The following is a 22806-nucleotide window of genomic DNA, read 5'->3' as shown; positions in this document are numbered from 1 at the left end:
GTATCGGGACGGAATGGATGATCGGTGGGGGTCATCCATTCTCCTGTTCCTCCTGCAAGGTAATCTGCAGGATGGTGCCCGGCACGGATCTTATACAGGAGGAAGGGATCACCAATGCTGAGTAAAATGGGGTTCGCTGCACAGAGAAAATGGATCATCGTAACCTTTACGATCATTCCCTTGGCACTCCTTCTGACCTTCTCTTATTATCCCGCAATGGAGCTCGTCAGACTGAGCTTTACGAACTGGGATGGTTTGAGTCCGGATCAGGACTGGATTGGATGGGCGAATTACAAGGAAGTCTTCTCGAACCCTGAAATTTTCGGGGTGTTCAAACATAACTTTGCGTATTTTGTAGTAGGGATTGTGCAAAACATCGTCGCGATTTATTTTGCTGTGATTTTGAGCAGTAAGCTACGAGGGAAAAACTTTTTCAGACTGTTGTTATTTTTACCGTACATTTTAAATGGCGTAGCCGTAGCCTACTTGTTTGCCTATGTATTTGATACGACCAATGGTTCTCTGAACTTCTTACTTGGAAAACTCGGATTTGATTCCCTGGCTGAAACGAGCTGGCTCGGAAATCCATCCTTCGTCAACTATACATTGGCTTCTGTTGGTTTCTGGAGGTTCATGGGCTTCAACATGGTCATCTATCTGGCTGCCCTGCAATCCATTCCGAAAGACATGTATGAGGCAGCAGCCATCGATGGAGCCAGTGGATTCAAATCTTTTCTCTATATTACGTTACCGAACATCTACAAGATTATTGAGCTGAACCTGTTCCTGACCGTAACCGGCGCCCTCGAAGTCTTCGATCTGCCGTTTGTCTTGACCAACGGGGGACCAGCGGGAGCGAGTGAGACGTTTGTATTCAAAATTATTGAGACCGCCTTCCAGTTCAACAACTATGGTCTGGCATCTGCGATGAGTGTTGTGCTGCTGACCTTCGTCATCTTTGTCCTGTCGATCCAGCGGTATCTGCTTAATAAAGGAGGGAACTAGATATGGAGCAACGGAATCGGTTGGTAGAAGTGATCAAATATATGTCCTTGATCGTGGCCGGATTTGGCGTCCTGTTCCCTCCGTACATTATTATCGTCAATGCGTTCAAGACGAAGGATGAATTTTATGACAAGTCATCCATTGCCCTGCCTGACAGCTTCCTGAATCTCACGAACTTCATCGAAGCGTTTCAACAGGCAGACATGGCGCTGGCCTTTGGCAACACGATCATCATTATCGGTGTCACCCTCTTTCTCAATGTATTGCTCGGTTCGGCTTTCTGTTATGCAGTTGGCAGATTCGATTTCAAGGGAAAAGGACTGATGGTCGGGCTGTTCCTGTTTGCGACGATTATCCCGCAAATTACCACACAGGTCGTCAACTTCAAGACCGTCCAGGCACTCGGGATGACAAACAACCTGATGGGACCGGTACTCATTTACGTCGGGGCGGACATCTTGCAGATCTACATCTATTTGCAGTTTATCCGCAACATTCCGTATGAGCTGGACGAGGCGGCCATGCTGGAGGGTGCTTCCCTGTTCCGCATTTTCCGGACGGTAATCTTCCCGCTTCTGGCCCCTGCGACCGCAACGCTCGTCATTTTGAAAACGATCCATATTTATAATGACATGTTTGTCCCGTTTCTCTACTTGCCGAAGCAGGAGCATGTCGTGGTATCCACGTCATTGATGCGATTCTTCGGTGTGAACAGCGGAGACTGGCAGATGGTCTCATCCGCGATTCTGATTATTATGATTCCGACCGCGCTGCTGTTCCTGTTCCTTCAACGCTACATCTTCTCCGGCATTACAAGCGGAGCGGTGAAATAAACCGCCCCATAGTGAACTTTGTGACCAATAAGACTGGGCTGCTGCCTGGTCTTTCTGTATACTGGGAATATCACATATCGATAACAGGAGGCGTCCATACATGAGGATGATCATTGTAGATGATGAGGATTTCATTCGATTGGGCATGGAGAAGATATTGTCCAAAATGGATATGGACATTGACATCATCGGTTCCTACAGCAATGGCATGGATGCGCTGAATCACCTTTCCAAGCTGAATGAGCAGGAGATCGATGTGTTGATTACGGACATCAAGATGCCGATTATGGATGGACTCAAGCTGGTGGAACACGCAGGTGAACAAATGAAAGGGCTTTCGATGATCATACTCAGCGGATTCAGCGAGTTTGAATATGCACGCAAAGCACTTCGGTACGGGGTCGTCGATTACTTGCTCAAGCCGGTAGACAAGCAGCAGCTCTATCAGTTGCTGCGTCAGATTTATGACCGCAAGGCACGTAGTCCGCAGGTTGAGCGGGAACTGTCAACGAGCGGGGATAAAGCCCATTCGGAGCACTATGTAATCGATCAGATCAAGTCCATCCTGGATCAGGAGTACGATCAGCCCTTTGAACTGGAAAAGCTGGCCGAAACGATCGGCATGAGTTCCAGCTATATAAGCCGCCTGTTCAAAAATGAGACTGGCGCCACCATTACGGATTACCTGATCCAGTTGCGCATTGCAAAGGCGAAGCAATTTCTCACCGATCATCCGAATTTGCGCAACTATGAGATCGCCCAGTTTGTCGGATATGGGGATGCAGTCTATTTCAACAAGCTGTTTAAGAAAATGGTGGGCATGACGCCCAAGGAGTACAAGGAAAAAAGTCGCTAGCGAATAAGGGGAAGAGAACATGAAGCGTTTTGCAGTGGGAATTGATATTGGAGGAACGAAGGTCGCCATAGGGCTGGTATGTCCGGAGGGAGAACTGCTGGCTCAGCAGCGGATTCCGATGGACAGACAGGCCTCGGCAGAGGAAATGGTTGCCCGCATCATGACGACGACGGAGGAGTTGCTGGAGGCGAATGATCTGCGGATTGGCGATGCGGCCGGGATCGGGATCGGGGCACCGGGCCCGCTGGACACGAGCAGGGGCATATTGGATTGTCCGCCTAATTTGCCGGAATGGCACGGCTTTGCCGTCGTAGAGGCGATGAAGCAACATGTGCCGGCATCCGTGCCGATTCGGATGGAGAATGATGCGACAGCTGCGGCGTTGGCCGAGAAGTGGGTCGGCGCAGCCCAGAATGAAGATCATTTTGTTTATTTGACGATCAGTACAGGCATCGGAGCGGGTGTGTATACACATGGCCGACTGGTGACGGGTATGTCAGGCAATGCGGGGGATGTGGGTCATATTGTAATTGATCCTTCTCAGGGAACCTGTCCGTGCGGACAGAAGGGTTGCTGGGAACACGTTGCATCCGGTACGGCGATTGCCAGACAGGCTGCCGCGCTGATGGAGCAGCCAGGGGACAAGCCGAGGGACAAGCCGAGGGACGCACGGGAGGTCTTCGAGGCATATGCTGCGGGAGATGAGCGCATGACAGCGTTGGTTGAACAGGTGTTTACGTATATCGGCATGGGCTGTGTAACACTCATTAACATCCTGGACCCGCAAAAAATCGTGATCGGCGGTGGCGTGTCACAGGTTGGCGATCCGCTGTTTCACTCGGTTCAACAGTATGTCAGACAATATGCGCTCAGTCCGAAAGGAAAACAGACCGAGATCGTACCGGCTCACCTTCATCAGGGAGCAGGGGTTATCGGGGCTGCGGCGCTCATATGGGTCTCATAGAAAGGCAGCGGTATCCTAAGCGGTGAGGAGGATACCGGATGACCTCCGCAACGAAAGCCCTCTCTCCGGGGAGAAAGGGCTTTTTTGCGCTGTGTATATAAATTCCGGGCCTATACGGATAAAAACTGGATGCAAACCGGCTTGGAAATGTCGAGGCTGTGTTCGGTTTGAGTCAGCTTGCCGGACTTGGCGTCACGGGCAAAGGTCACAATGTTGTTCGAATCCCGATTGGCTGCGAGCAGGAAGCGTCCGTCTGGTGACAGCGCGAAGTTGCGTGGATGCCCGCCGCCTGTCGGCGTATGCTCAACCAGCGTCAATCGTCCGCTTTGCGGATCGATGGCATAGACCGCAATACTGTTGTGATCACCGCGATTGGAGCCATAGAGGAACAGTCCGTCAGGAGAGATGTGAATATCGGCACAGGACGCTTCTCCTTCTGCGCCGTCTGGCAGTGTGGATACGGTTTCGATTTCGGTCAGTTTCCCTGCAGAAGCCTCATAGTGGAACGCAGTGATGGTTCCGTTCAGTTCATTGATGACGTAACCGTATGGCAATGCGGGATGGAAGGTGAAGTGGCGCGGGCCGGAACCGGGTGCAACCTTTACTTCATCGTGTGGAATCAATTGATGTCCATCCACGTCGAGCTTGTAGACGAAGATGCGATCCAGGCCGAGATCGGACACGATCGCGTACTGATTGGCTGCATCCATGAAGACCGAATGGGGTCTGGCCTGGGTTTGGGCCGGATGAATGCTTGTGCCCTCATGCTGCTGAATCTGGGCGACAGGTCCGAGCGTCCCATCTTCCTGGATCGGAGAGAGACCGATCATGCCGCCGTGATAGCTGGATACAATGGCGTTGCGGCCGGTGGCATCCAGAGACACGTGACAGGTGGTTTTGGGCACCGTAGACGCCTGATTCAGCCTGGACAGGGATGCGCTCTGTACATCGAAGGAGAAGGCAGCGGCTGCGCCTGTCCGGTCTCCTTGCTCATTTTGCTCCTCGGTCAAGGCATACAGATGGTGCGTGCTCGCCTTGACGGCAAGAAAGGTCGGGTTTTTCAAATCCGAAACCTGGGATTGGATCTCCAGCTGACCGGTTTGCGGATGGTAGAGACAGACCGTAACCCCCGGCTCATCCTTTTCTGCATAAGCTCCGATCATGGCAAACACTTTTTGAGAAGAGTCCTTCATCGTCATCATGCACCTCATTTTCTATAGAATGATATGTAAGCATTATCGCAAACGAAGAAAATTTAGGCAAACGGCATTCATTAAACGATGTGAAAAGGGGGAAAATAGGAACAGTTTCAGCGAAAATGTGCAGCAGGCACTTCATTTGAACCTTTGCAAATGCATGCAGTTGTAATATAGTGGAGTAAGTGCTTTATCATCATAACGTGTGAAAGTGCCATGCGATCAATCTGATTGGATACATAAGATAGGAGGGATAAAATGAATCCGAAGCTGAAAAAGACCATCTTTTTCACGCTCAATGCCCTCATATTGGCCGTGGCCTTTTACTTTCTGTTTACAAAAGTAAACATGACCTTTTCAGATATATGGAACTTTCTGCTGCATGCCAATCGCTGGTTTTATCTTTCTCTTGTTGTGTTTACGCTCTTCCTGGTGATGCAGGCTTGGAACTGGGTGCAGATTCTCAATCATCCCGGTCGCCTCATTGCCCAGACAAAGGGGCTGCTCATCTACATCAATTCCCAATTCGCCAAGTACATCCCCGGGGGTGTATGGAATTATGTCGGTCGCATCTATATGACCAGTCAGGCAGGGGTGGCGCTGCCGCATCAAATGCTGACGATTTTCTATGAGAACGTACTGCTGGTCATGGCAGCTGCGATCTATGCGGTCTATTTATTATATTTGCTGAATATGTTAAGCTTGTTCGGAATGATTTTGTGCTTTATTGGTTTCGGACTGTTTTATGTTTTCTACAATCCCGTTACGCGATGGTCAGAGAAGAGGCTGCGAAAGTTCAAGCGATTCCGCGAATTGCAGTTGACCTTGCCGCGTAAAACCTTCTTTACCTTTTTGACCTACTTTCTGATCAGTCACTTTATTATGGGTTTGGCGTACTGGATGCTGCTGAAGAGCTTTGGTCTTGAAGATGTCTCCCTGTTTTTTGCGGCGGGCACGTTTGCGCTTGCCTGGCTGGTGGGGCTGCTCAGTCCCTTGCCTGGTGGCATTGGGGTTAGAGAAGGGTTTTTAATTTACTTGCTATCCTTCGAGGTTTCGCTTGATATGGCTACGCAAATCTCGATTATTACACGCATATGGAACGTGCTCAGTGAGCTGGTGTTCTTCCTGCTCATGAACGCTTATGCCTTATTGAAGAAAGGTTGGAAACATACATGAAGAAAAGAAACGTCCTGCTGGTGACCGGTGTATTTCCGCCAGGCGTCGGCGGGATGCAGAGCTATTATCATAATTTGAGTCGCGAGACGAAGCATGACATGACCGTGTTGGCCCCCCACTATCCAGGGGATGAGGCGTTCGATGCGAAGCAGACTTACCGGATTCAGCGTGGTCACTTCCTCCAGGACGAGAAGATTCAGCCGTCCAGCTGGATTCGCTTGTTTCGAATGACGAAGAAGACCATCAAGGAGCAACAGACGGACATTACGATTTATGGCTACATTCTGATCGGTTTTATCGGCTGGCTGCTCAGTGTGTTTTCCGGCAAGAAATACATGGTTTCTACGCACGGAAAGGACATGCTGGAGTTCAAGAAAATTCCGATCCTGCGTACGATTACGAAGATGATTCTGCGCAGAGCCGATGGCGTACTCGCGAACAGTGAATATACGCGGAACCTGGTGGAAGGCTATGGCGTCCCCCGTTCCCGGATTCATATCGTGAATCCCGGCGTGGAGCAGCACTTTGAGAAACGAGACAAGTGTCCCGAACTGGTCGAGCGCTTTGGCCTGCAGAACAAATATGTGCTGATGACGCTCAGCCGCCTGGTGAGAAGAAAAGGACACGATAAAGTGATTGAGGCGCTTCCTAATATTCGTAGGCAGGTGCCCAATGCCGTCTATCTGATCGTCGGGGATGGTCCTGAGCGGGAGCGACTGCAGGCGCTGGCACTGGAGCACGGGGTAGAGGATGCTGTGATCTTCGCGGGTCGCGCCAGGGACGACGAAGAAATTCATCGTCTGTACAATACGTGTGACCTGTTTATTATGGCCAGCCGTCATCTGAAGGTAAAAGGGGATGTTGAAGGCTTCGGCATCGTTTACCTGGAAGCGGCAAGCTGCGGCAAGCCGGTCATTGCCGGGAACTCCGGTGGTGTGGCTGAAGCGGTGCTTGATCGCAAAACAGGTCTGCTGGTTGATCCGCTGAATGTAAAGGAAATTGGCGACGCGGTGATCGAGATGGTAACAAATGATGTGCTACGCGAGGAATTGGTAGAAGCAGGATTTCATCGGGCCAAGCATCAGTTTGACTATGTCTATCTGGCAGATATCATGGACAGCTACATTACGAAGCTCTGCGAAGCGCCAGGAACTTCGGGCCGATCTCGCAAAGTGGCTTCCAAAGAGTCCGAGCCGCGCTTTCACGTATAAAGACAAACCAAATCAAGAGACAAAGAGATGGACAAGCCTGGGATCGGGCAGTTCCATCTTTTTTTCCTTAAATGAACCGCACATCAGGAGGAAACGTACATGACAGCAATGAAACGCACATGGTGGAAAGAAAGCGTTGCATACCAAATCTATCCGAGAAGTTTTATGGATTCCAATGGCGACGGCATCGGTGACTTGCAGGGGGTGATCTCCAAACTGGATTACCTGAATCAGCTTGGTGTGGATGTCATCTGGATCTGCCCAATCTATGATTCCCCGAACGACGACAACGGCTATGACATCCGCAACTATTATGATATTATGCGCGAGTTTGGCACCATGGCTGATTTTGAAGAGCTGCTGGCCCAGGCCCATGAGCGCGGTCTCAAGATCATTATGGATCTCGTTGTCAACCATACCTCCGACGAGCATCCGTGGTTTATCGAGTCCAGACAATCACCGGAGAGTGAGAAGCGAGATTACTACATCTGGCAAGATGGTGAGAAGGGTCAACTTCCTAACAACTGGGAATCCTTTTTCAGCGGACCGGTGTGGGAATGGGATGAAGCAAGCCAATCTCATTACCTGCATCTGTTTTCCAGAAAGCAGCCCGATTTAAACTGGGAAAACCCGAAGGTCGTGGAAGAAATCCATGCGATGGTCAAATGGTGGCTGGACAAGGGTATTGACGGCTTTCGGGTAGATGCCATTAACCATATCGGCAAGGCAAAGGGCTACCCGAACGCACCGAATCCCGACAAGCTGGATGTGGTTCCCGCACACTATTACTTCCTCAACCTGCCGCTCGTGCATGACAAGTTGAGAGAAATGAATGAGAACGTGTTTAGCCATTATGACATCATGACCGTCGGAGAAGCGCCAGGGACGTCACCAAGAGAAGCGCTGCTCTATGTGGAGGAAGCTCGCAAAGAACTGGATATGGTCTTTCATTTCGAGCATATGAATATGGATCATCCTGGCGGGTCGCAAGGGAAATGGGGCCTGAAGCCATTCCCGCTGACGCGGCTGAAGCAGGTGATGACACGCTGGCAGGAGGAATTGCACGGCAAAGGCTGGAATGCCAACTATTTGTCCAACCACGATCAGCCGAGACAGGTTTCCCGTTTTGGCGATGAAGGGGAGTACCGGACGAAGTCAGCCAAAATGCTGGCTACCTTTATTCATACGCTGGAAGGAACCCCTTTTATTTATCAGGGGGAAGAAATCGGGATGACCAATGTGAAGTTTGATTCCATTGCAGCTTATCGGGACGTGGAGATTCGCAATTATCATCAAGCCCAGCGAAAACGCGGAAAGTCCGAAGCGGACATTTTGAAAGCGGTCTGGGTGAAAGGCCGGGATAATGCACGGACCCCGATGCAATGGGATGATTCCGCTCAGGCCGGCTTTACGACCGGAGAACCATGGATCGCCGTTAACGACAATTATCGTGCAATCAATGTGGAGCAGGCTCTCCAGGACCCGTCATCTGTGTTCTATTATTATCAGAAGCTCATTGCACTGCGCAAGCAGTCGGATGCCTGGGTATATGGTCGTTATGAATTGCTGCTCGAGGAGCATCCTGACATTTATGCCTATACCCGTACGAGTGCAGAGGAAAAGCTGCTCATCATTCTGAATTTCAGTGCCCGTGAAGTCTCGCTGCAACTGCCGGACGGTCTGGTCAAGGCAAGTCCTGAATTGCTCATTACGAATGCCGACGAGGCTGAGGCTGCAAAACAGGCTGATCTGAGCGCACGTATGCTGGAGCCGTACGAGGCAGCTGTCTATCGAATTTGATAAGTTGCCATGTGTCTGAGTTCGTTTGATCTAAATCAAGGGAAGGCTATGATCAAGTGGAGCAGGACTTGTCTGCTTTGCTTGATTTTTTTATCCTTCTGTCATACAATCAAATAGTGACCAAATGACCGAATTTGGAATTTGGTCAAATTCAGGTCTGGAGACAGTTAGGGGACAACTAGAATGAAAAATCCGACCGAACGCAAGCAATGGGTGATGGAGGCTGCTTTCAAGTCCTTTGCCTTGTTTGGATACAAGGCGACGACGATGGAGCAGGTGGCGAAGATTGCGAATGTAGGAAAAGGGACGATCTATACCTTTTTTGCAACAAAAGAAGAGCTGTTTCAATCCATTATCGAACAGCTGATTATTGAAATGAAAGTCGTCGCGGAGGATTTGATAGACCGCAAGCTGTCCTTTTTCGATAATCTGCATCGGGTACTGTACGGCATGCTGCAATTTCGGGATAAGCATGAACTAACCATACGGCTCTCGCATGAGGTTCAGGAAATGGGGACGCCCATGGCAAAAGAAGGACTACAGCAAGTGGAGCAAGCCATCCGCAAATTTATCGAGCGGGAAATTGAGCGCGCGATTGCACAGCGAGAGATCAAAACCTGTGATCCGAAAATCACCGCTTATGTCATGTTCAAACTGTATATCGCGTTCATCTCAGACTGGTCGAAGAAGCATGAAGCCTTGTCCAAGGAAGAGATTGCGAGACTGTTTCAGCTGTATTTGGGTGAAGGACTGCGCCTCGATTCAGCGAGATAAGCAGTCATTTTTTTTCAATAAAATTGACCAAATGAACAAAACAGTCATTTAGACTGATCACATAGATGAAGAACTGGCAACCCTTCTCACCAAGAGAGAATAAGAAATGGTGAGAAAAATAAAGAGAGAAAAAGAAAAATTGAAAAAGAGAAGAGAGAAAAAGAGAAATCAAACAGAGGATAAGGGAGAGAAATCATGAAAAAAACGTTCAGTTCCATTGCGGAATGGAAAGCCATTTTTCGTAACAGAAAAGTATGGATACCGGTTATGGCCGTTTTATTTGTTCCACTCTTGTATACGTTTTTGTTCTTATGGGCGTTCTGGGACCCGTATGACCGGCTGGATGTATTGCCGGTTGCAGTCGTCAATGAGGATGAAGGGGCCCAGTGGAACGGGGAATCGATTCAGCTTGGAGATGGCTTCGTGGAATCCTTGCAGCACCATACCGGGTTTGACTGGCGTTTTGTATCCGAATCGGAAGCCCGGGCAGGGCTGGAGAACAACGATTATTATATGATGATTCACATTCCGGCCGATTTCTCCCGGCAGGCGGCCTCGATATCGGGAGATGTGCCAGAGAAAGCTGAACTGATTTTCGTTCCGAATGAAAGCTATAACTTTCTGTCCGCCCAAATTGGCGGCTCGGCTGTCAAAGAATTAAAGGATAAGCTGGCCGAGCAGTTGTCTACCGCCTATACCGAGGCTATATTTGTGCAAGTGTCCGCCTTGGCTGACGGACTGACGACGGCTTCGGAAGGGGCCATCACCCTTTCTGAAGGAGTAGGCGAATTATCCATTGGCGCTGAAGAGCTGGCGAACGGGACCGCAGCATTGAAGAATGGAAGTGAACAGCTCGAGTTGGGTTTGTCTCCACTCCTGGGTGGCGGTCAGGAACTCGCAGCGGGAACCGGTGAATTGCGGTCAGGAATGGCCGGACTGCATGAGGGCCTTGCACGGCTGCATGACCGTCATGGACAGCTGGTGAGCGGAGGAAACGAGCTGAAGCAGGGTGCATCTGAGCTGAAGACGGGATTGACCCTTCAAATGGCGGCCATGGCTCAATATGAGGAGCAGGCTCAGCGGTTAACGGAACAATGGCGTGCATATGGTGAAGCGAATGGATTAAATGAAGACCCGGCCTTTCAGCAGCTTGTTGCCCTCAGTCAGCAGTTGAATGGTGAATGGGCGACGATGATGAAGCGTTCTGAACCGATTGCGCAAGGGGCGGAGCACGTTCAAAGCGGAGCGGTGACTCTGGCTTCGAATATGGAGGCCTTTCAGGTCAAGCTGGCCGAGACGCTGCAGGGCGGTGAGAGCCTTGCGGCTGGAGCCGAGGAGCTGAATCAAGGTGCTGCCCAGCTTGATCAAGGGTTGCAGGCTTATGTGTCTGGGGTTTCGAATCTTCATGCAGCATCCGGGCAGTTGCAGGCAGGCTCGCTGCAATTGAAAGAGGGTCTCTTGTCCGTACAGGAGGGAGTGACTGAATTCAGTACAGAGCTGTCAGAGGGTGCCCGGTCCGCCCAGTCTGTTCGCGGGGGTGAAGAACGGTATGATATGATCGTCAATCCGGTTCAGATTACAGAGCAGAAATATACGACCGTGCCGAACTACGGCACCGGATTTTCGCCGTATTTCATCTCTCTGGGTCTGTTTGTAGGAGCATTGCTGTTTACGATTGTCTTCCCGATCAAGCAGCCTGCGGTTCAGCCTGCTGCGGCATGGCGATGGTTTGTCAGCAAGCTGGCTGTTCTGATTCCGGTAGGCATCGCGCAGGCGCTCATCGTGGACGGCGTTCTGCTGTGGGTGCTGAAGCTGGAAGTCGATCATACCAAAGCTTTTATCCTCTTCACCATCCTGACCAGCGTGGTCTTTATGACACTCATTCAATTTCTGGTCAGCGTTATGGGAGATGCGGGTCGTTTCGTTGCCATTCTGATTCTGATTCTGCAATTGACGACCAGTGCCGGAACCTTTCCGCTGGAGTTGATCCCGGAATTTCTGCAAGGTTTCCATGCCTGGCTCCCGATGACCTACTCTGTGACCGGTTTTAAGGCCGTGATTTCAAGCGGAAATGCCGCGCAGATGTGGGACAGTATCCAAACAATGCTCCTTTACGCAGGCGTCCTGTCTGCCGCTACATGGCTGTACTTCACCTGGATATATGTCAGATCGAAGAGGCAAGACACGGCACAGCAACCGGATGCGATGGCTGTCTGAGTCATAGTGAATAGAAAGTAGTAGCAGATAGAAGCAGGTAGAAGGAGATAGAAGTATCTAGAAACAGATAGATGGAGTTAGAAGGAAGGGTATAGAAGCAAATAGAAGGGTATAGAAGGGCATAGAAGCAAATAGAAGAAAATAGAAGCAAATAGAAGGGTATGAAGCAAATAGAAGGAGATAGTAGTAAATAATAAGAGATAGAAGGAATCAGATCCAGCAGGGAAGCAGTCGCTTTCCTGCTTTTTTGGTATGCGCCCGGCCTGCCGAAGCGGATCTTTCTCACACAATTGTCACAATTTCGGGTCGAAAATGAAGCCTGGAGTGACGATTGTCACGTTAGGAGGCCCTCTTTTTTCTTACAATGATTACGAAATCAAGAAAGCAAGAAGCAGCACCAGGAACGCTACACATCCATTCAGTACTTTTTGTACGTTTAATCAATTTCAGGGACAGAAGATGATATGCCGGAACGCATCGGCCTTCATCACAACCTGATAGACATGAGGAAAAAAAGGAGTGGCACACATGACGGAAAAGCGCAAACAGCTCGTTCTGATTGGCAACGGCATGGCAGGCATCAGCACGATTGAACAAATATTGAAACTGACCAGAGAATATGACATTACCGTATTTGGACAGGAGCCCCATCCCAACTATAACCGGATTATGCTGAGCTATATGCTGGAGGGAAGCAAGCAGCTTGAGGATATTATTCTCAATCCGATCAGCTGGTATGAAGAGCAGGGTATTCGCCTGTATCTCGGCAATGCGGTGCAACGTATCGATGAAGGGCAACAGATCGTATATGCTGCGGACGGAACTAGTGTCCCGTATGATGAGCTCATTATTGCGACCGGTTCGAAGCCGTTTATACTGCCGGTTCCAGGCGTGGAACAAGAGGGGGTCATCGGCTTCCGGGACATTCAGGATTGCGAGAGTATGATGCAGGCTTCCCGGACGGTTCGCAAGGCCGCAGTTATCGGAGGCGGACTGCTCGGTTTGGAAGCAGCGAAGGGACTCACTCAGCTCGGCATGGAGGTAACGGTCGTTCACTTGATGGAGCATCTCATGGAGCGTCAACTCGATCGTGTGGCCTCACGCATGCTGAAGTTGGAACTGGAGAGACAGGGCATCTCCTTCCTGATGGGCAAACAAACCGCAGAACTGCTCGGAGACGGACAGGTGAGCGGACTGAAATTTACAGATGGCACGGAGCTAGAGGCTCAGCTGGTCGTGATGGCGGCAGGTATTGTGCCGAACAAGGATGTCGCAGCGGAGACAAACATCGCCTTGGGCAGAGGGATCATCGTGGACGACACCATGCAGACGAGCGTACCGCATATTTCCGCAGTAGGGGAATGCTGTGAGCATCGCGGTGTGTGCTACGGCCTTGTTGCCCCGCTGTTTGAGCAGGGACAGGTGCTGGCGAAGCGCTTGGCTGGTGTCGAGACGGAACCGTATACGGGTTCAACCGTATCGACGAAGCTGAAAATTTCCGGCGTCGATGTGTTTTCTGCTGGTATCTTCCAGGAGGAAGAACATCATCAGGTGCTGACCCGTCAGGATGACTGGAAGCAGACCTACAAGAAAGTGCTGCTGGATCAAAATCGTATCGTGGGAGCAGTTCTGTACGGAGATGTCACAGACGCCGCCGTGATGGATCGTGCGGTGAAGAAGCAGGAAATCATGACCGATGAGCTGTACGGGCAATGGTTTGGCGGAAGTACAGAAACTGCCGGAGCCGGTATTGCGGTAGAAGCTATGGATGACAGTGAGATTGTATGTGGCTGTAACGGAGTGACCAAGGGCAACATCGTGAGCTGCATTCAGAATGAAGGATTTACCACAGTCGATGAGATCAAGGCTCATACCGGAGCGACGCGCAGCTGTGGAGGCTGTAAGCCGATGGTAGAGCAGATACTCTCGTATGTGCTGGGAGAAAACTATGAACAGGGTGAACAGAAGGAAACCATCTGCGGCTGTACGGATCTGAGTCGGGATGAAGTGATTGCCGCCATGAAGGAAAAACAGCTGATGCACGTCAGGGAAGTGATGAACGTGCTGGGCTGGAAGCAGGAGGAAGGCTGTTCGAAATGCCGTCCTGCATTGAACTATTATCTGGGTATGCTATGGCCCGAGCAGCATGAGGACGAGAAAGATTCCCGTTTTGTCAACGAGCGTCTGCATGCCAATATCCAGAAGGATGGAACCTTTGCGGTCGTGCCGAGAATGTATGGCGGGGTAACGACGCCGCAGGAACTGAAGCGCATTGCGGATGTGGCGGAAAAATACGAAGTCAAGATGGTCAAGGTGACAGGCGGACAGCGCATCGATTTGCTTGGGGTGAAGAAGGAAGATCTGCCGAGCATCTGGGCAGAGCTGGATATGCCGTCGGGTCATGCGTATGCCAAAGGTTTGAGAACGGTCAAAACGTGCGTAGGTTCGATGTTCTGCCGTTTTGGCACGCAGGATTCCATCTCGATGGGCATCGCGATGGAGAAGCGCTATCAGGGACTATACATGCCAGCGAAGTTCAAGATGGCCGTCAATGGCTGTCCACGTAACTGTGCGGAGTCCGGCACGAAGGACTTGGGCATTGTAGGGAATGACGGCGGCTGGGAGCTGTACGCCGGCGGGAACGGAGGCATACGCCTGCGGGCCGCAGATCTGCTGTGCAAGGTGAAGACAGATGAAGAGCTGATGGAAATTTCTGATGCGTTTATTCAGTATTACAGAGAAACTGGAAAGTACGGCGAGCGTACCTCTGACTGGGTGGAGCGCCTCGGTCTGGAAGATATTCGCCAGGCGGTGGTAGAGGATGTCACGCAGCGCAAGGAGCTGGCAGCACGGTTGATGATCGTGATCAATCAGTATCAAGATCCTTGGAGAGAAGTGCTGGACAACGATGAGCTTCGCACAGGGCTGTATGAGCCGATTCAGATTGCCATTGAACAGTAGGGAGGAATCGTCAGTATGAATACACAGGTGAACGAGCAAATGCGTTATATCTCATTAGGCAGCAAGCATGCTTTTCCAAAACATTACGGCAAGCTTATCCGGGCAGGCGAACAGGAAATTGCTATTTTTCATACTTCTGACGGACAGCTCTATGCACTGGAGAACAAGAGCCCGCATCCCAAAGGCGGGACGCTGACAGAAGGGATCGTAAGCGGACATGATCTGTATTGTCCCCTCCGGGATTTGCGCATTAATCTGGAAACGGGAAAGGTGTACGCCCCTGATGAAGGTCAGGTTCGCGTTTTCCCGCTGAATGTGAAAGGTGAAGAGGTCTGGCTGGGACTGGAATAACCGAGTTTGAACGAGAGTGGAATAAGGAGTGATGGAGATGGTGAAAGACACCCTGGATGTGATGACACAAGGGGCATTGAACAAGAAGAAAATGATGGAAGAAAGCCTGCTTCGCTATCTGGTAGCTGCGGCTCTGGCTGGCGGATATGTGGGACTTGGTATCGTGCTCATATTCCGTGTAGGCGGGATTCTGCATGCAGGCGGTTCCATCTATACGACGATGCTGATGGGCATGTCCTTCGGGGTCGCCCTCACGCTGGTCATCTTTGCCGGCTCAGAGTTGTTTACCGGCAATAATATGTTCTATACCATTAGTACCTTGTCCAAGGCGACAACCTGGAAGGATACCCTTTATAATTGGGTATGGTGCTATGCAGGCAACCTGCTGGGCGCCCTGGTGCTATGTCTGCTGATTGTAGGCAGCGGCATCTTCAATAACATCCCCGAGAATCACTTGCTCATGAATGTTGCGAAGATGAAAATGGAGCTGGGATTCAGTGAATTGTTTTTCCGTGGGATTCTTTGTAACTGGTTCGTATGTCTGGCGATCTGGACTTCCATGCGCACGAAAAATGATGCCGCCAAGCTGATCTTAATCTGGTGGATGCTGTACGGCTTTATCGCATCCGGTTATGAGCACAGCATTGCCAATATGACGGTCCTTAGCCTGTCTCTCATGCTTCCGCATCCGGAGACCATTACGATGGCTGGCTGGTTCCATAACCTGATTCCGGTTACGCTCGGCAACATTGTGGGTGGCGGACTGTTTGTGGGCTTCATGTACTGGTATGTATCCGGCAAGAAGAAAACGAAAGCACAAGAACAACCCGTTGTGCAAGAGGCGCCCGTACAGGCCGCAACTCCTCAGGCGCAGAACTGAGCAGAATAGAACTAATCAGAACAGAACTAATCAGAACAAAACTGAACATATCTTGGTGAATAAAGGCATCTGGACCTCGTTCCAGATGCTTTTTTCGTTCAAAGGGCTATGGCTGTTGCCTCATATCTGTCATAATGTGGATACCCATGATACTGATACTTACGATATCTATGATAGCCATGATACACACAATACCCGCGATACCTGTCATCCTGTAGATACAGATTCCAATCAGGTATCAACGTTGAGTCAGAGAAAGGAGTCTCGATCATGCAGTTATTGCCACAGCAATGGAAGTCTGTTCTTCCCGATCCGCTGTTTCCCGATCCGTTGCACCCTTCTGCACCCTCAGCCTTGAACACCTTTTTGCAGAAGGAATACGAAGAGCATCGGGTCTATCCGCCGGCGGATCTGATTTATTCCGCGTTTACGTATACCTCCTATCAGGAGGCCAGGGTGCTCCTATTGGGACAGGATCCTTATCATGGTCCCGGACAGGCGCATGGACTCAGTTTTTCCGTTCAACCCGGTATACGCATTCCGCCATCATTAAAAAATATCTACAAGGAACTTCATGCCGATACCGGACTTGCCATTCCCAAGCACGGCTGCCTGATCCCCTGGGCGCAACAGGGGGTGCTCCTGCTGAATACCGTCTTGACAGTACGGGAAGGGAAGCCAGCCTCACATCAGGGATACGGCTGGGAGGATTTTACCGATCAAGTGATTCGTCGTTTGAATGAACGGGACACCCCAATGGTCTTCGTGCTGTGGGGCAAGCATGCGCAATCCAAGCAGGAACTCATAACGGGCGGGCATCACCTGGTTCTCACCGCTGCTCATCCGAGTCCGTTTTCTGCTCATCGCGGATTTTTTGGCAGCAAGCCCTTTACCCGGACGAACGAGTTTCTCCAACAAAGCGGACAGTCGCCAATCAACTGGGCGCTTCCGAAGGAACTACCTCCAAATGGCTCGGCCTGATGATGTGCTTGAAAATGACCGCTGATGAAATCATGCATTGACCCCGTTGGACGACCCATGTTAAAATAAGAAAAAGAAACCGGTTTCATTTACATGCAGATCGGTTTCTTTTTCTACTTATTTTCCTCCCCATTCCCTGTATGACCCTGCATGTTCATCCCATCTCCCATCTTCCAGCCATACACCTTCATTCGTGATCGGATTCAGCGTACCTAGCGTACCCGTGATTGCATTCAGCAGGCAGATAGAAAAGAGGGGGTTTTCGTGAAAATAAGTAAGCGCTTACAGAAAGGTGGTGAACAGAGATGCAGCCTGAAAGAGCTGCTTGCGGAGCGGTTGGAGAGCCGAACCCATAACTAAATAATGGAGGTATGTAATGAGGAAAAAAAGAAGGATTCAAACGGCACTATTGTTGCTGTTGTCGCTGATGCTAATGGTTCCGGCCATGGGCTTGCAGAGCGCCTCGGCAGAGATCGCGGCTTCCCATGTCTATCACAATCACATGCCGAACTTCTGGGCTTACTATGATACCGGACAATACGCCAGTACACCGGTCGGGGCTCCGATCCGGTATACCTATGATGGACAGGTTATTGAGCTTAAGAACAATCCACCGTCAAACTATACGTACTTTCTCCCCAATGGCAGCCCGATGCCCCATGACGATCTGACCAGCTATTACTCCCATCATGCGAAAACAGGTGCCTATCTCGACTGGCCATGGAACGTAGCAGGAGCGCTGGATCAGAATCATCCCCAGGCGCAAATGCATGTCACCATGTCTGGTTCAGTTGTAACCAATGTCAATGATTTGATGTACCATGGCAATGTCCCGGGGTACGCTAATCCCAACTGGGGCACACCATGGAAGAATGCCTACAACAATTTGCGCACAACCAACAATCAGCGCACGCTCGATCTGATTCATTTTACCGGGCATCACAGCATGGGGCCGCTGGTTGGCAATGACTACATGCTGAAGGACCTGATCTACCAGAGCGCCGTGCTTGCCCAGCCTTACTTTATGGGCAATGACTTCAAGAGCTCCAAAGGGTTCTTCCCGACAGAGCTCGGCTTTTCAGAGCGCATTATTCCGGTCTTGGAAAAGCTGGATATTGAATGGTCAGTCATCGGCAACAACCATTTTTCCCGTACACTGCGAGATTATCCATACCTGAATAACCCCGGTGTTGATACCCTCGTATCGCCACCGAACCGGGCGGATATGCAAAATGTAAGCAATGTCGGCTCGTGGGTATCCCAGCCAATGTTTAATGAACAGCAGGTCGTGCGCAACAAGTTCCCGTTTGCCTCGACCCCGCACTGGGTGAAATACGTCAATCCCGAGACCGGACAGGAATCTAAGATCGTAGGAATTCCGGTAGCCCAGGCAGAGAGCTGGGAGGAAGGATATCAGGGAAGCGTAACCGCTAGTGCGCTCAAGCCGTTTGAAGGGCTGGTGCCGCAAAAGCAGTTTTTCGTCATCGCCCATGACGGCGATAATTCGTCCGGTCGTGCCGGATCGGAAGAAACCTGGCGCAATGCTGGCAATGTGACGTATGCAGACAGTGGCGTGAAGGGGATGGGGATTGATGAGTATCTGCTTCAGCATACGCCGCCTGCTTCGGATGTCGTTCATGTGCAAGACGGTTCCTGGATCGATACGAGAGATTCCTCTTCCGACCCGCAGTGGCATCACTGGAAACTGCCATTCGGCATCTGGAAAGGCCAGTTTGCCGATTTCAACCAGGTGATGGGAACCAATTATGCGCCTAAAACCAATATTTTTGGCCAGGAAGAGGGGATGACGGTTTCCTTTGAATATGGCTATCACTATCTGGAGCGCAATTTTGCCCTGTTGCAGGCTGCGCTGAATTATGCCCAGACTGCCGAGCAGATTTGGCTGGATGGCCATCCGAATCACTGGCAGCCGACAACCGCACTGGACCAGGAAATTACGCACACAGGCAATCAGCTGAATCCATGGATGATGTCCTTCCCGGTGAAAGGCAATGAGGCGATGGATTATGCAGGAGGGGCCAATCCGGCGGAACTGTCCTGGTACTTCCTGCTTCCGGCACTGGATTCCGGCTTTGGCTACTATGATGAGAATCAGGATGATCATGTCAAGCCGACCTTGTCGTTTAACCAATCGCTGCATTTCTCCAAGCCGTATGTCAACGCTCGTTTGAATCAGGACGACACCGGTCCTTCTGTCTGGTGGCCGCAGCGCTGGCCATATAACCCGGGAAGCGCCAACAAGGACAAATCCCAGGGGTGGACGCTGCACTATTATGACAATTCATTTGCGGTGTATACGTATGCTTATGATGTCAACGGCATTCAGAGCATCAAGCTCAAAATGCGTACACATCAAGGTCAGTGGGCTGATACGGCCGACAATACGTTCCGCGTGTATGATCCTGCTGCCCTCGCTGCTCAGGGCGTACCGAACATTACGCCGTCCAAAGTCGGCAACTGGACCGAGTACAATATGAATGTACGGGATCTGACGCCGGATATGAACGGTGTGGACTGGCAGTCTGCGACGAAGCAGACGATGCAGGTGCTCCCGGCACAGGAGATCGGAGATCTGTACTATACGTATATTGATGATTACCAGAATGAAATGGTCGATTACTACATTGAAGCGGTAGACAGCAAAGGAAATGTGACGAAGAGTGATATTCAGACGGTATTTGTGGGAGCGGGCCAATACCGTGAGGAAGCGGATGGCACGATTGTGGAGGATATGAACGGCCCGATCCAGGGAACCTATCCGTTCGTGACCGATACTCCTCCTGTGGTGGATACGACTCCGCCAACGGTCCCAGCCGGCATCACTTCACCGTCCCAGACGAAGAGCACCATTACCCTCAACTGGACCCCGTCTACGGATGACGTGGGCGTGGCCGGCTATCACATTTATCGGAACGGTAGCCAGGTCGGAAGCAGTACAACGCCGTCCTTTACTGACAGTGGACTGACTGCGCTGACCGCCTACACCTACAAGGTATCTGCTTATGATGCCAAGGGAAATGAATCAGCCCAAAGCTCGAGTGTTTCCTTCTCGACCAACAATCAGGGCAATGAAGTGACAGTGTACTATAAGAAAGGGTTCAGCAACCCGTATATGCATTATCGTCCGGCAGGCGGCACCTGGACTGTCGCGCCCGGCGTACAGATGCCAAATGCGGAAGTCAGCGGCTATGGCAAGTTGACGATCGATATTGGCAGTGCAAGTGCCCTCGAGGCCGTCTTCAATAACGGCAGCGGCACCTGGGATAACAATGGTGGTCAGAACTACCTGTTCAATCCGGGTACCTGGACCTTTAATGCGGGCACCATTACGGCAGGAGCTCCCGCTACTGATACGACCGCACCGTCCGTGCCGGCAGGCTTGCAGGCATCAGCCCAGAGCAGCACGGCGATTCAGCTGTCATGGAATGCGGCAACGGACAATGTGGGCGTACAGGGCTACAAGGTGTATCGAGGCGGCAGCCAGATTGCGACGGTATCTGGTACTTCCTATACCGATACGGGTCTCTCCGCCGGGACGTCCTATTCCTATACTGTCAAGGCCTATGACGCGGCCGGAAATGAATCCGCGAGCTCTAGTACAGCCACCGCTACCACTTCTGCCCAGGGTAGTCAGGTGACGGTGTATTACAAGAAAGGGTTCAGCACGCCGTATATGCACTATCGTCCGGCAGGCGGTACCTGGACCGCTGTTCCTGGTGTGCAGATGCCAGCCTCTGAAGTCAGCGGCTATACCAAACTGACGGTAGACATTGGCTCAAGCAGCAGCCTGGAAGCAGTCTTCAATGACGGCGGCGGCACCTGGGACAATAATGGTGGTCAGAATTACAACTTCAACCCGGGTACCTGGACCTTTGACGGTGGTACGATTACGGCGGGGGCGCCCAGTCCCGTCACCCAAGTCAGTGTGACGTTTCAGGTGACCGTACCGGGCAATACACCTGCTGCCGGTCCGGTTTACATGGCAACCAGCCTGGGCAGCTGGAATCCGGCTGCGCCTGCGTATCAGTTAACCAAGCAGGGAAATGGCACCTATGCCATTACCTTGACCGCTGCACCCGGTACCCAGATGCAGTACAAGCTGACACGCGGTTCCTGGGGAACTGTCGAGGTAAACAGCAATGGTTCGGACATTACGGATCGGAGTTACACCTTCCCTACGTCCAGTGCGACGCTTTCCCTGAATGTTCAGAGGTGGAAGGATCTGTAATCCAGTCGTACAAGATTGTATACAGCAGCAGATATAGAGCAAAAACAGAGTAAAGACAGCGTATCGCGCAAGCACGAAAACCCGGGGCCTGAGGGCTCCGGGTTTTTCATCCATTTCGTTTAAGGTCGGGCAATCTGATTCAGTCTGGTCGATTCACGTTCGATCAGTACGGGCGAGATAAAGGACTGATGAGGGGCTGCGACAGATTTCTGTTGATGCAACTGACTCATGAGCATTTGTCCGGCATCGATGCCCAATTGAAAGGTATCCGTATTGAGACACGTAAGGGGAGGCGTCGTATAAGGTGCCAGCGGGTAATTGTCGAAGGTGGCGATGCCCATTTCCTCCGGTACCTTGATGCCGGCTGCTACGATCGTCTGCAGAGCCCCGAAGGCTACGTTGTTGTTCATGCAAATAAACGCGTCAGGACGTTCATCCTGCTCCAGCAGGTGCCGGATAAACGCGCGGCCATTCTCTTCGTTGGAGAAGCCGGTGCGAATCCACTTTTCCTGTACGGGCAGTTGATGTTCAGCGAAGGTTTTCTTGTAGCCCTTGATCCGGTTTTGGAAAATACGGTCTGCCCGTTCGCCTCCCAGGAAAGCAATGCGCTTATAGCCCTGATCGATGAGATGCTGGGTCAGCATACTGCCGCCGGTTCGATTATCCAGATCGACAGAGAAGATATCGTCCCTTCCATCGAGTTCCCCGAGGGAGACAAACGGAAAAGACAGCTCCAGCAATTCGGAAGCCATCTCCTGTGTCAGGATCGAGTTGTCCAGGACAATGCCGTCTACACGCTTGTTGTAAATGTACCTTGCAAAAAAGTCCGATGTCTCCAGATTGCCGATATTGCATATGGTTAACTCATAGTGATGGGACGCGATCACACTTTCCAGTCCCCCCATGATATTGTAGAAATCATGATTCAGGAAGTCATTCTGGCGAGACATATCGACGACAAGCCCAATGTTGAAGCTGCTCTGTCTGGCCAGTTGGGTAGCAATGCTGCTGGGTGTATAATTCATCTGCTTCATAATCTCGCGAACCTTGCGCTTGGTCGCTTCCGAGATGGTGGGGGAGTCGTTCATTACTTTGGATACGGTGGATTTGGATACACCAGCAGCCTTGGCGATATCATTGATTGTAACCTTCATAATCTTCTCCTTCGGCAAAAAAAATTAGCATCACATAAAAATATTGCCAAAAATTAATAGATGTGCTAGATTTAACAATAGAAACCGGTTTCTTTGTCCATTGTTGTTTTAAAATTACTGTATAATCGGTAGTTTTTCGATAACAAGAACATCATGCCATTTCGTCCTTAGGATACCCTGGTTTCTCACTTTTAAATA

At 50.9% G+C, this 22806-nt stretch carries 16 protein-coding genes; 14 read left to right on the top strand and 2 right to left on the bottom strand.

Annotation, left to right across the window (positions count from 1 at the left end):
- The first annotated feature begins 114 nt into the window (after positions 1-114).
- The 4 genes from ACFSUC_RS04605 to ACFSUC_RS04590 all read left to right on the top strand — a co-directional run bounded on the left by ACFSUC_RS04605 (position 115) and on the right by ACFSUC_RS04590 (position 3658).
- Entirely contained in the window at positions 115-1005 is an 891-nt protein-coding gene (locus ACFSUC_RS04605) for a carbohydrate ABC transporter permease (RefSeq protein ID WP_379928311.1), read from the top strand.
- A gap of 2 nt (positions 1006-1007) precedes the next feature.
- Positions 1008-1838, top strand: coding sequence for a carbohydrate ABC transporter permease (locus ACFSUC_RS04600; protein WP_379928310.1), 831 nt, complete (start codon positions 1008-1010; stop codon positions 1836-1838).
- 100 nt (positions 1839-1938) lie between these two features.
- On the top strand, positions 1939-2694 hold the full coding sequence (locus ACFSUC_RS04595) for a response regulator (RefSeq protein ID WP_379928309.1): 756 nt from the start codon (positions 1939-1941) through the stop codon (positions 2692-2694).
- A 19-nt stretch (positions 2695-2713) separates the two neighbouring features.
- Complete coding sequence (locus ACFSUC_RS04590) at positions 2714-3658, top strand: ROK family protein (RefSeq protein ID WP_379928308.1); 945 nt, start codon at positions 2714-2716, stop codon at positions 3656-3658.
- A gap of 110 nt (positions 3659-3768) precedes the next feature.
- Here ACFSUC_RS04590 and ACFSUC_RS04585 read toward each other — a convergent pair whose 3' ends face one another.
- On the bottom strand, positions 3769-4857 hold the full coding sequence (locus ACFSUC_RS04585) for a lactonase family protein (protein ID WP_379928307.1): 1089 nt from the start codon (positions 4855-4857) through the stop codon (positions 3769-3771).
- A gap of 255 nt (positions 4858-5112) precedes the next feature.
- Here ACFSUC_RS04585 and ACFSUC_RS04580 point away from each other — a divergent pair, with 255 nt between their 5' ends.
- From ACFSUC_RS04580 to ACFSUC_RS04535, 10 genes are all read left to right on the top strand, one after another.
- Positions 5113-6030 (top strand): lysylphosphatidylglycerol synthase transmembrane domain-containing protein, encoded by a 918-nt coding sequence (locus ACFSUC_RS04580; protein WP_379928306.1) that lies wholly within the window; start codon positions 5113-5115, stop codon positions 6028-6030.
- Entirely contained in the window at positions 6027-7241 is a 1215-nt protein-coding gene (locus ACFSUC_RS04575) for a glycosyltransferase family 4 protein (RefSeq protein WP_379928305.1), read from the top strand. The genes ACFSUC_RS04580 and ACFSUC_RS04575 overlap by 4 nt, the downstream gene beginning before the upstream one ends.
- Positions 7242-7349: 108 nt before the next feature.
- On the top strand, positions 7350-9041 hold the full coding sequence (locus ACFSUC_RS04570) for a glycoside hydrolase family 13 protein (protein ID WP_379928462.1): 1692 nt from the start codon (positions 7350-7352) through the stop codon (positions 9039-9041).
- Positions 9042-9224: 183 nt separating this feature from the next.
- The gene (locus ACFSUC_RS04565; protein ID WP_379928304.1) at positions 9225-9815 is read left to right on the top strand and encodes a TetR/AcrR family transcriptional regulator; all 591 of its coding nucleotides are present in this window, start codon (positions 9225-9227) and stop codon (positions 9813-9815) included.
- Between the two features lie 195 nt (positions 9816-10010).
- Positions 10011-12032 (top strand): YhgE/Pip family protein, encoded by a 2022-nt coding sequence (locus ACFSUC_RS04560; protein ID WP_379928303.1) that lies wholly within the window; start codon positions 10011-10013, stop codon positions 12030-12032.
- Positions 12033-12560: 528 nt separating this feature from the next.
- Positions 12561-14993 carry a nitrite reductase large subunit NirB gene (gene nirB, locus ACFSUC_RS04555; protein ID WP_379928302.1) on the top strand — a complete coding sequence of 811 codons (2433 nt, stop codon included), beginning with the start codon at positions 12561-12563 and terminating at the stop codon, positions 14991-14993.
- 15 nt (positions 14994-15008) lie between these two features.
- A complete protein-coding gene (gene nirD / locus ACFSUC_RS04550) occupies positions 15009-15344 on the top strand; it encodes a nitrite reductase small subunit NirD (protein WP_379928301.1) in 336 nt (111 codons plus the stop codon).
- Between the two features lie 37 nt (positions 15345-15381).
- Positions 15382-16224 carry a formate/nitrite transporter family protein gene (locus ACFSUC_RS04545; RefSeq protein ID WP_379928300.1) on the top strand — a complete coding sequence of 281 codons (843 nt, stop codon included), beginning with the start codon at positions 15382-15384 and terminating at the stop codon, positions 16222-16224.
- Between the two features lie 270 nt (positions 16225-16494).
- The gene (locus ACFSUC_RS04540) at positions 16495-17205 is read left to right on the top strand and encodes a uracil-DNA glycosylase (RefSeq protein ID WP_379928299.1); all 711 of its coding nucleotides are present in this window, start codon (positions 16495-16497) and stop codon (positions 17203-17205) included.
- Positions 17206-17581: 376 nt separating this feature from the next.
- Positions 17582-21454, top strand: coding sequence for a carbohydrate binding domain-containing protein (locus tag ACFSUC_RS04535; RefSeq protein WP_379928298.1), 3873 nt, complete (start codon positions 17582-17584; stop codon positions 21452-21454).
- 119 nt (positions 21455-21573) lie between these two features.
- Here ACFSUC_RS04535 and ACFSUC_RS04530 read toward each other — a convergent pair whose 3' ends face one another.
- Positions 21574-22608: a LacI family DNA-binding transcriptional regulator gene (locus ACFSUC_RS04530; protein WP_379928297.1), complete on the bottom strand. Its 1035-nt coding sequence runs from the start codon at positions 22606-22608 to the stop codon at positions 21574-21576.
- Positions 22609-22806: the final 198 nt, after the last annotated feature.

It is taken from the genome of Marinicrinis sediminis (assembly GCF_042685085.1).
GTDB classification, from domain to species: Bacteria; Bacillota; Bacilli; order Paenibacillales; family KCTC-33676; genus Marinicrinis; species Marinicrinis sediminis.
This window is presented reverse-complemented; position numbering and strand designations above follow the sequence as displayed.

Excerpts from the sequence above, each read along its gene's own strand:
- nirD (WP_379928301.1), top strand. The coding sequence starts at position 15,009 with ATGAATACACAGGTGAACGAGCAAATGCGTTATATCTCATTAGGCAGC.
- ACFSUC_RS04545 (WP_379928300.1), top strand. The coding sequence starts at position 15,382 with ATGGTGAAAGACACCCTGGATGTGATGACACAAGGGGCATTGAACAAG.
- ACFSUC_RS04540 (WP_379928299.1), top strand. The coding sequence starts at position 16,495 with ATGCAGTTATTGCCACAGCAATGGAAGTCTGTTCTTCCCGATCCGCTG.
- ACFSUC_RS04600 (WP_379928310.1), top strand. The coding sequence starts at position 1,008 with ATGGAGCAACGGAATCGGTTGGTAGAAGTGATCAAATATATGTCCTTG.
- ACFSUC_RS04560 (WP_379928303.1), top strand. The coding sequence starts at position 10,011 with ATGAAAAAAACGTTCAGTTCCATTGCGGAATGGAAAGCCATTTTTCGT.
- ACFSUC_RS04595 (WP_379928309.1), top strand. The coding sequence starts at position 1,939 with ATGAGGATGATCATTGTAGATGATGAGGATTTCATTCGATTGGGCATG.
- nirB (WP_379928302.1), top strand. The coding sequence starts at position 12,561 with ATGACGGAAAAGCGCAAACAGCTCGTTCTGATTGGCAACGGCATGGCA.
- ACFSUC_RS04590 (WP_379928308.1), top strand. The coding sequence starts at position 2,714 with ATGAAGCGTTTTGCAGTGGGAATTGATATTGGAGGAACGAAGGTCGCC.
- ACFSUC_RS04530 (WP_379928297.1), bottom strand. The coding sequence starts at position 22,608 with ATGAAGGTTACAATCAATGATATCGCCAAGGCTGCTGGTGTATCCAAA.
- ACFSUC_RS04605 (WP_379928311.1), top strand. The coding sequence starts at position 115 with ATGCTGAGTAAAATGGGGTTCGCTGCACAGAGAAAATGGATCATCGTA.
- ACFSUC_RS04575 (WP_379928305.1), top strand. The coding sequence starts at position 6,027 with ATGAAGAAAAGAAACGTCCTGCTGGTGACCGGTGTATTTCCGCCAGGC.
- ACFSUC_RS04570 (WP_379928462.1), top strand. The coding sequence starts at position 7,350 with ATGAAACGCACATGGTGGAAAGAAAGCGTTGCATACCAAATCTATCCG.
- ACFSUC_RS04535 (WP_379928298.1), top strand. The coding sequence starts at position 17,582 with ATGAGGAAAAAAAGAAGGATTCAAACGGCACTATTGTTGCTGTTGTCG.
- ACFSUC_RS04585 (WP_379928307.1), bottom strand. The coding sequence starts at position 4,857 with ATGACGATGAAGGACTCTTCTCAAAAAGTGTTTGCCATGATCGGAGCT.
- ACFSUC_RS04565 (WP_379928304.1), top strand. The coding sequence starts at position 9,225 with ATGAAAAATCCGACCGAACGCAAGCAATGGGTGATGGAGGCTGCTTTC.
- ACFSUC_RS04580 (WP_379928306.1), top strand. The coding sequence starts at position 5,113 with ATGAATCCGAAGCTGAAAAAGACCATCTTTTTCACGCTCAATGCCCTC.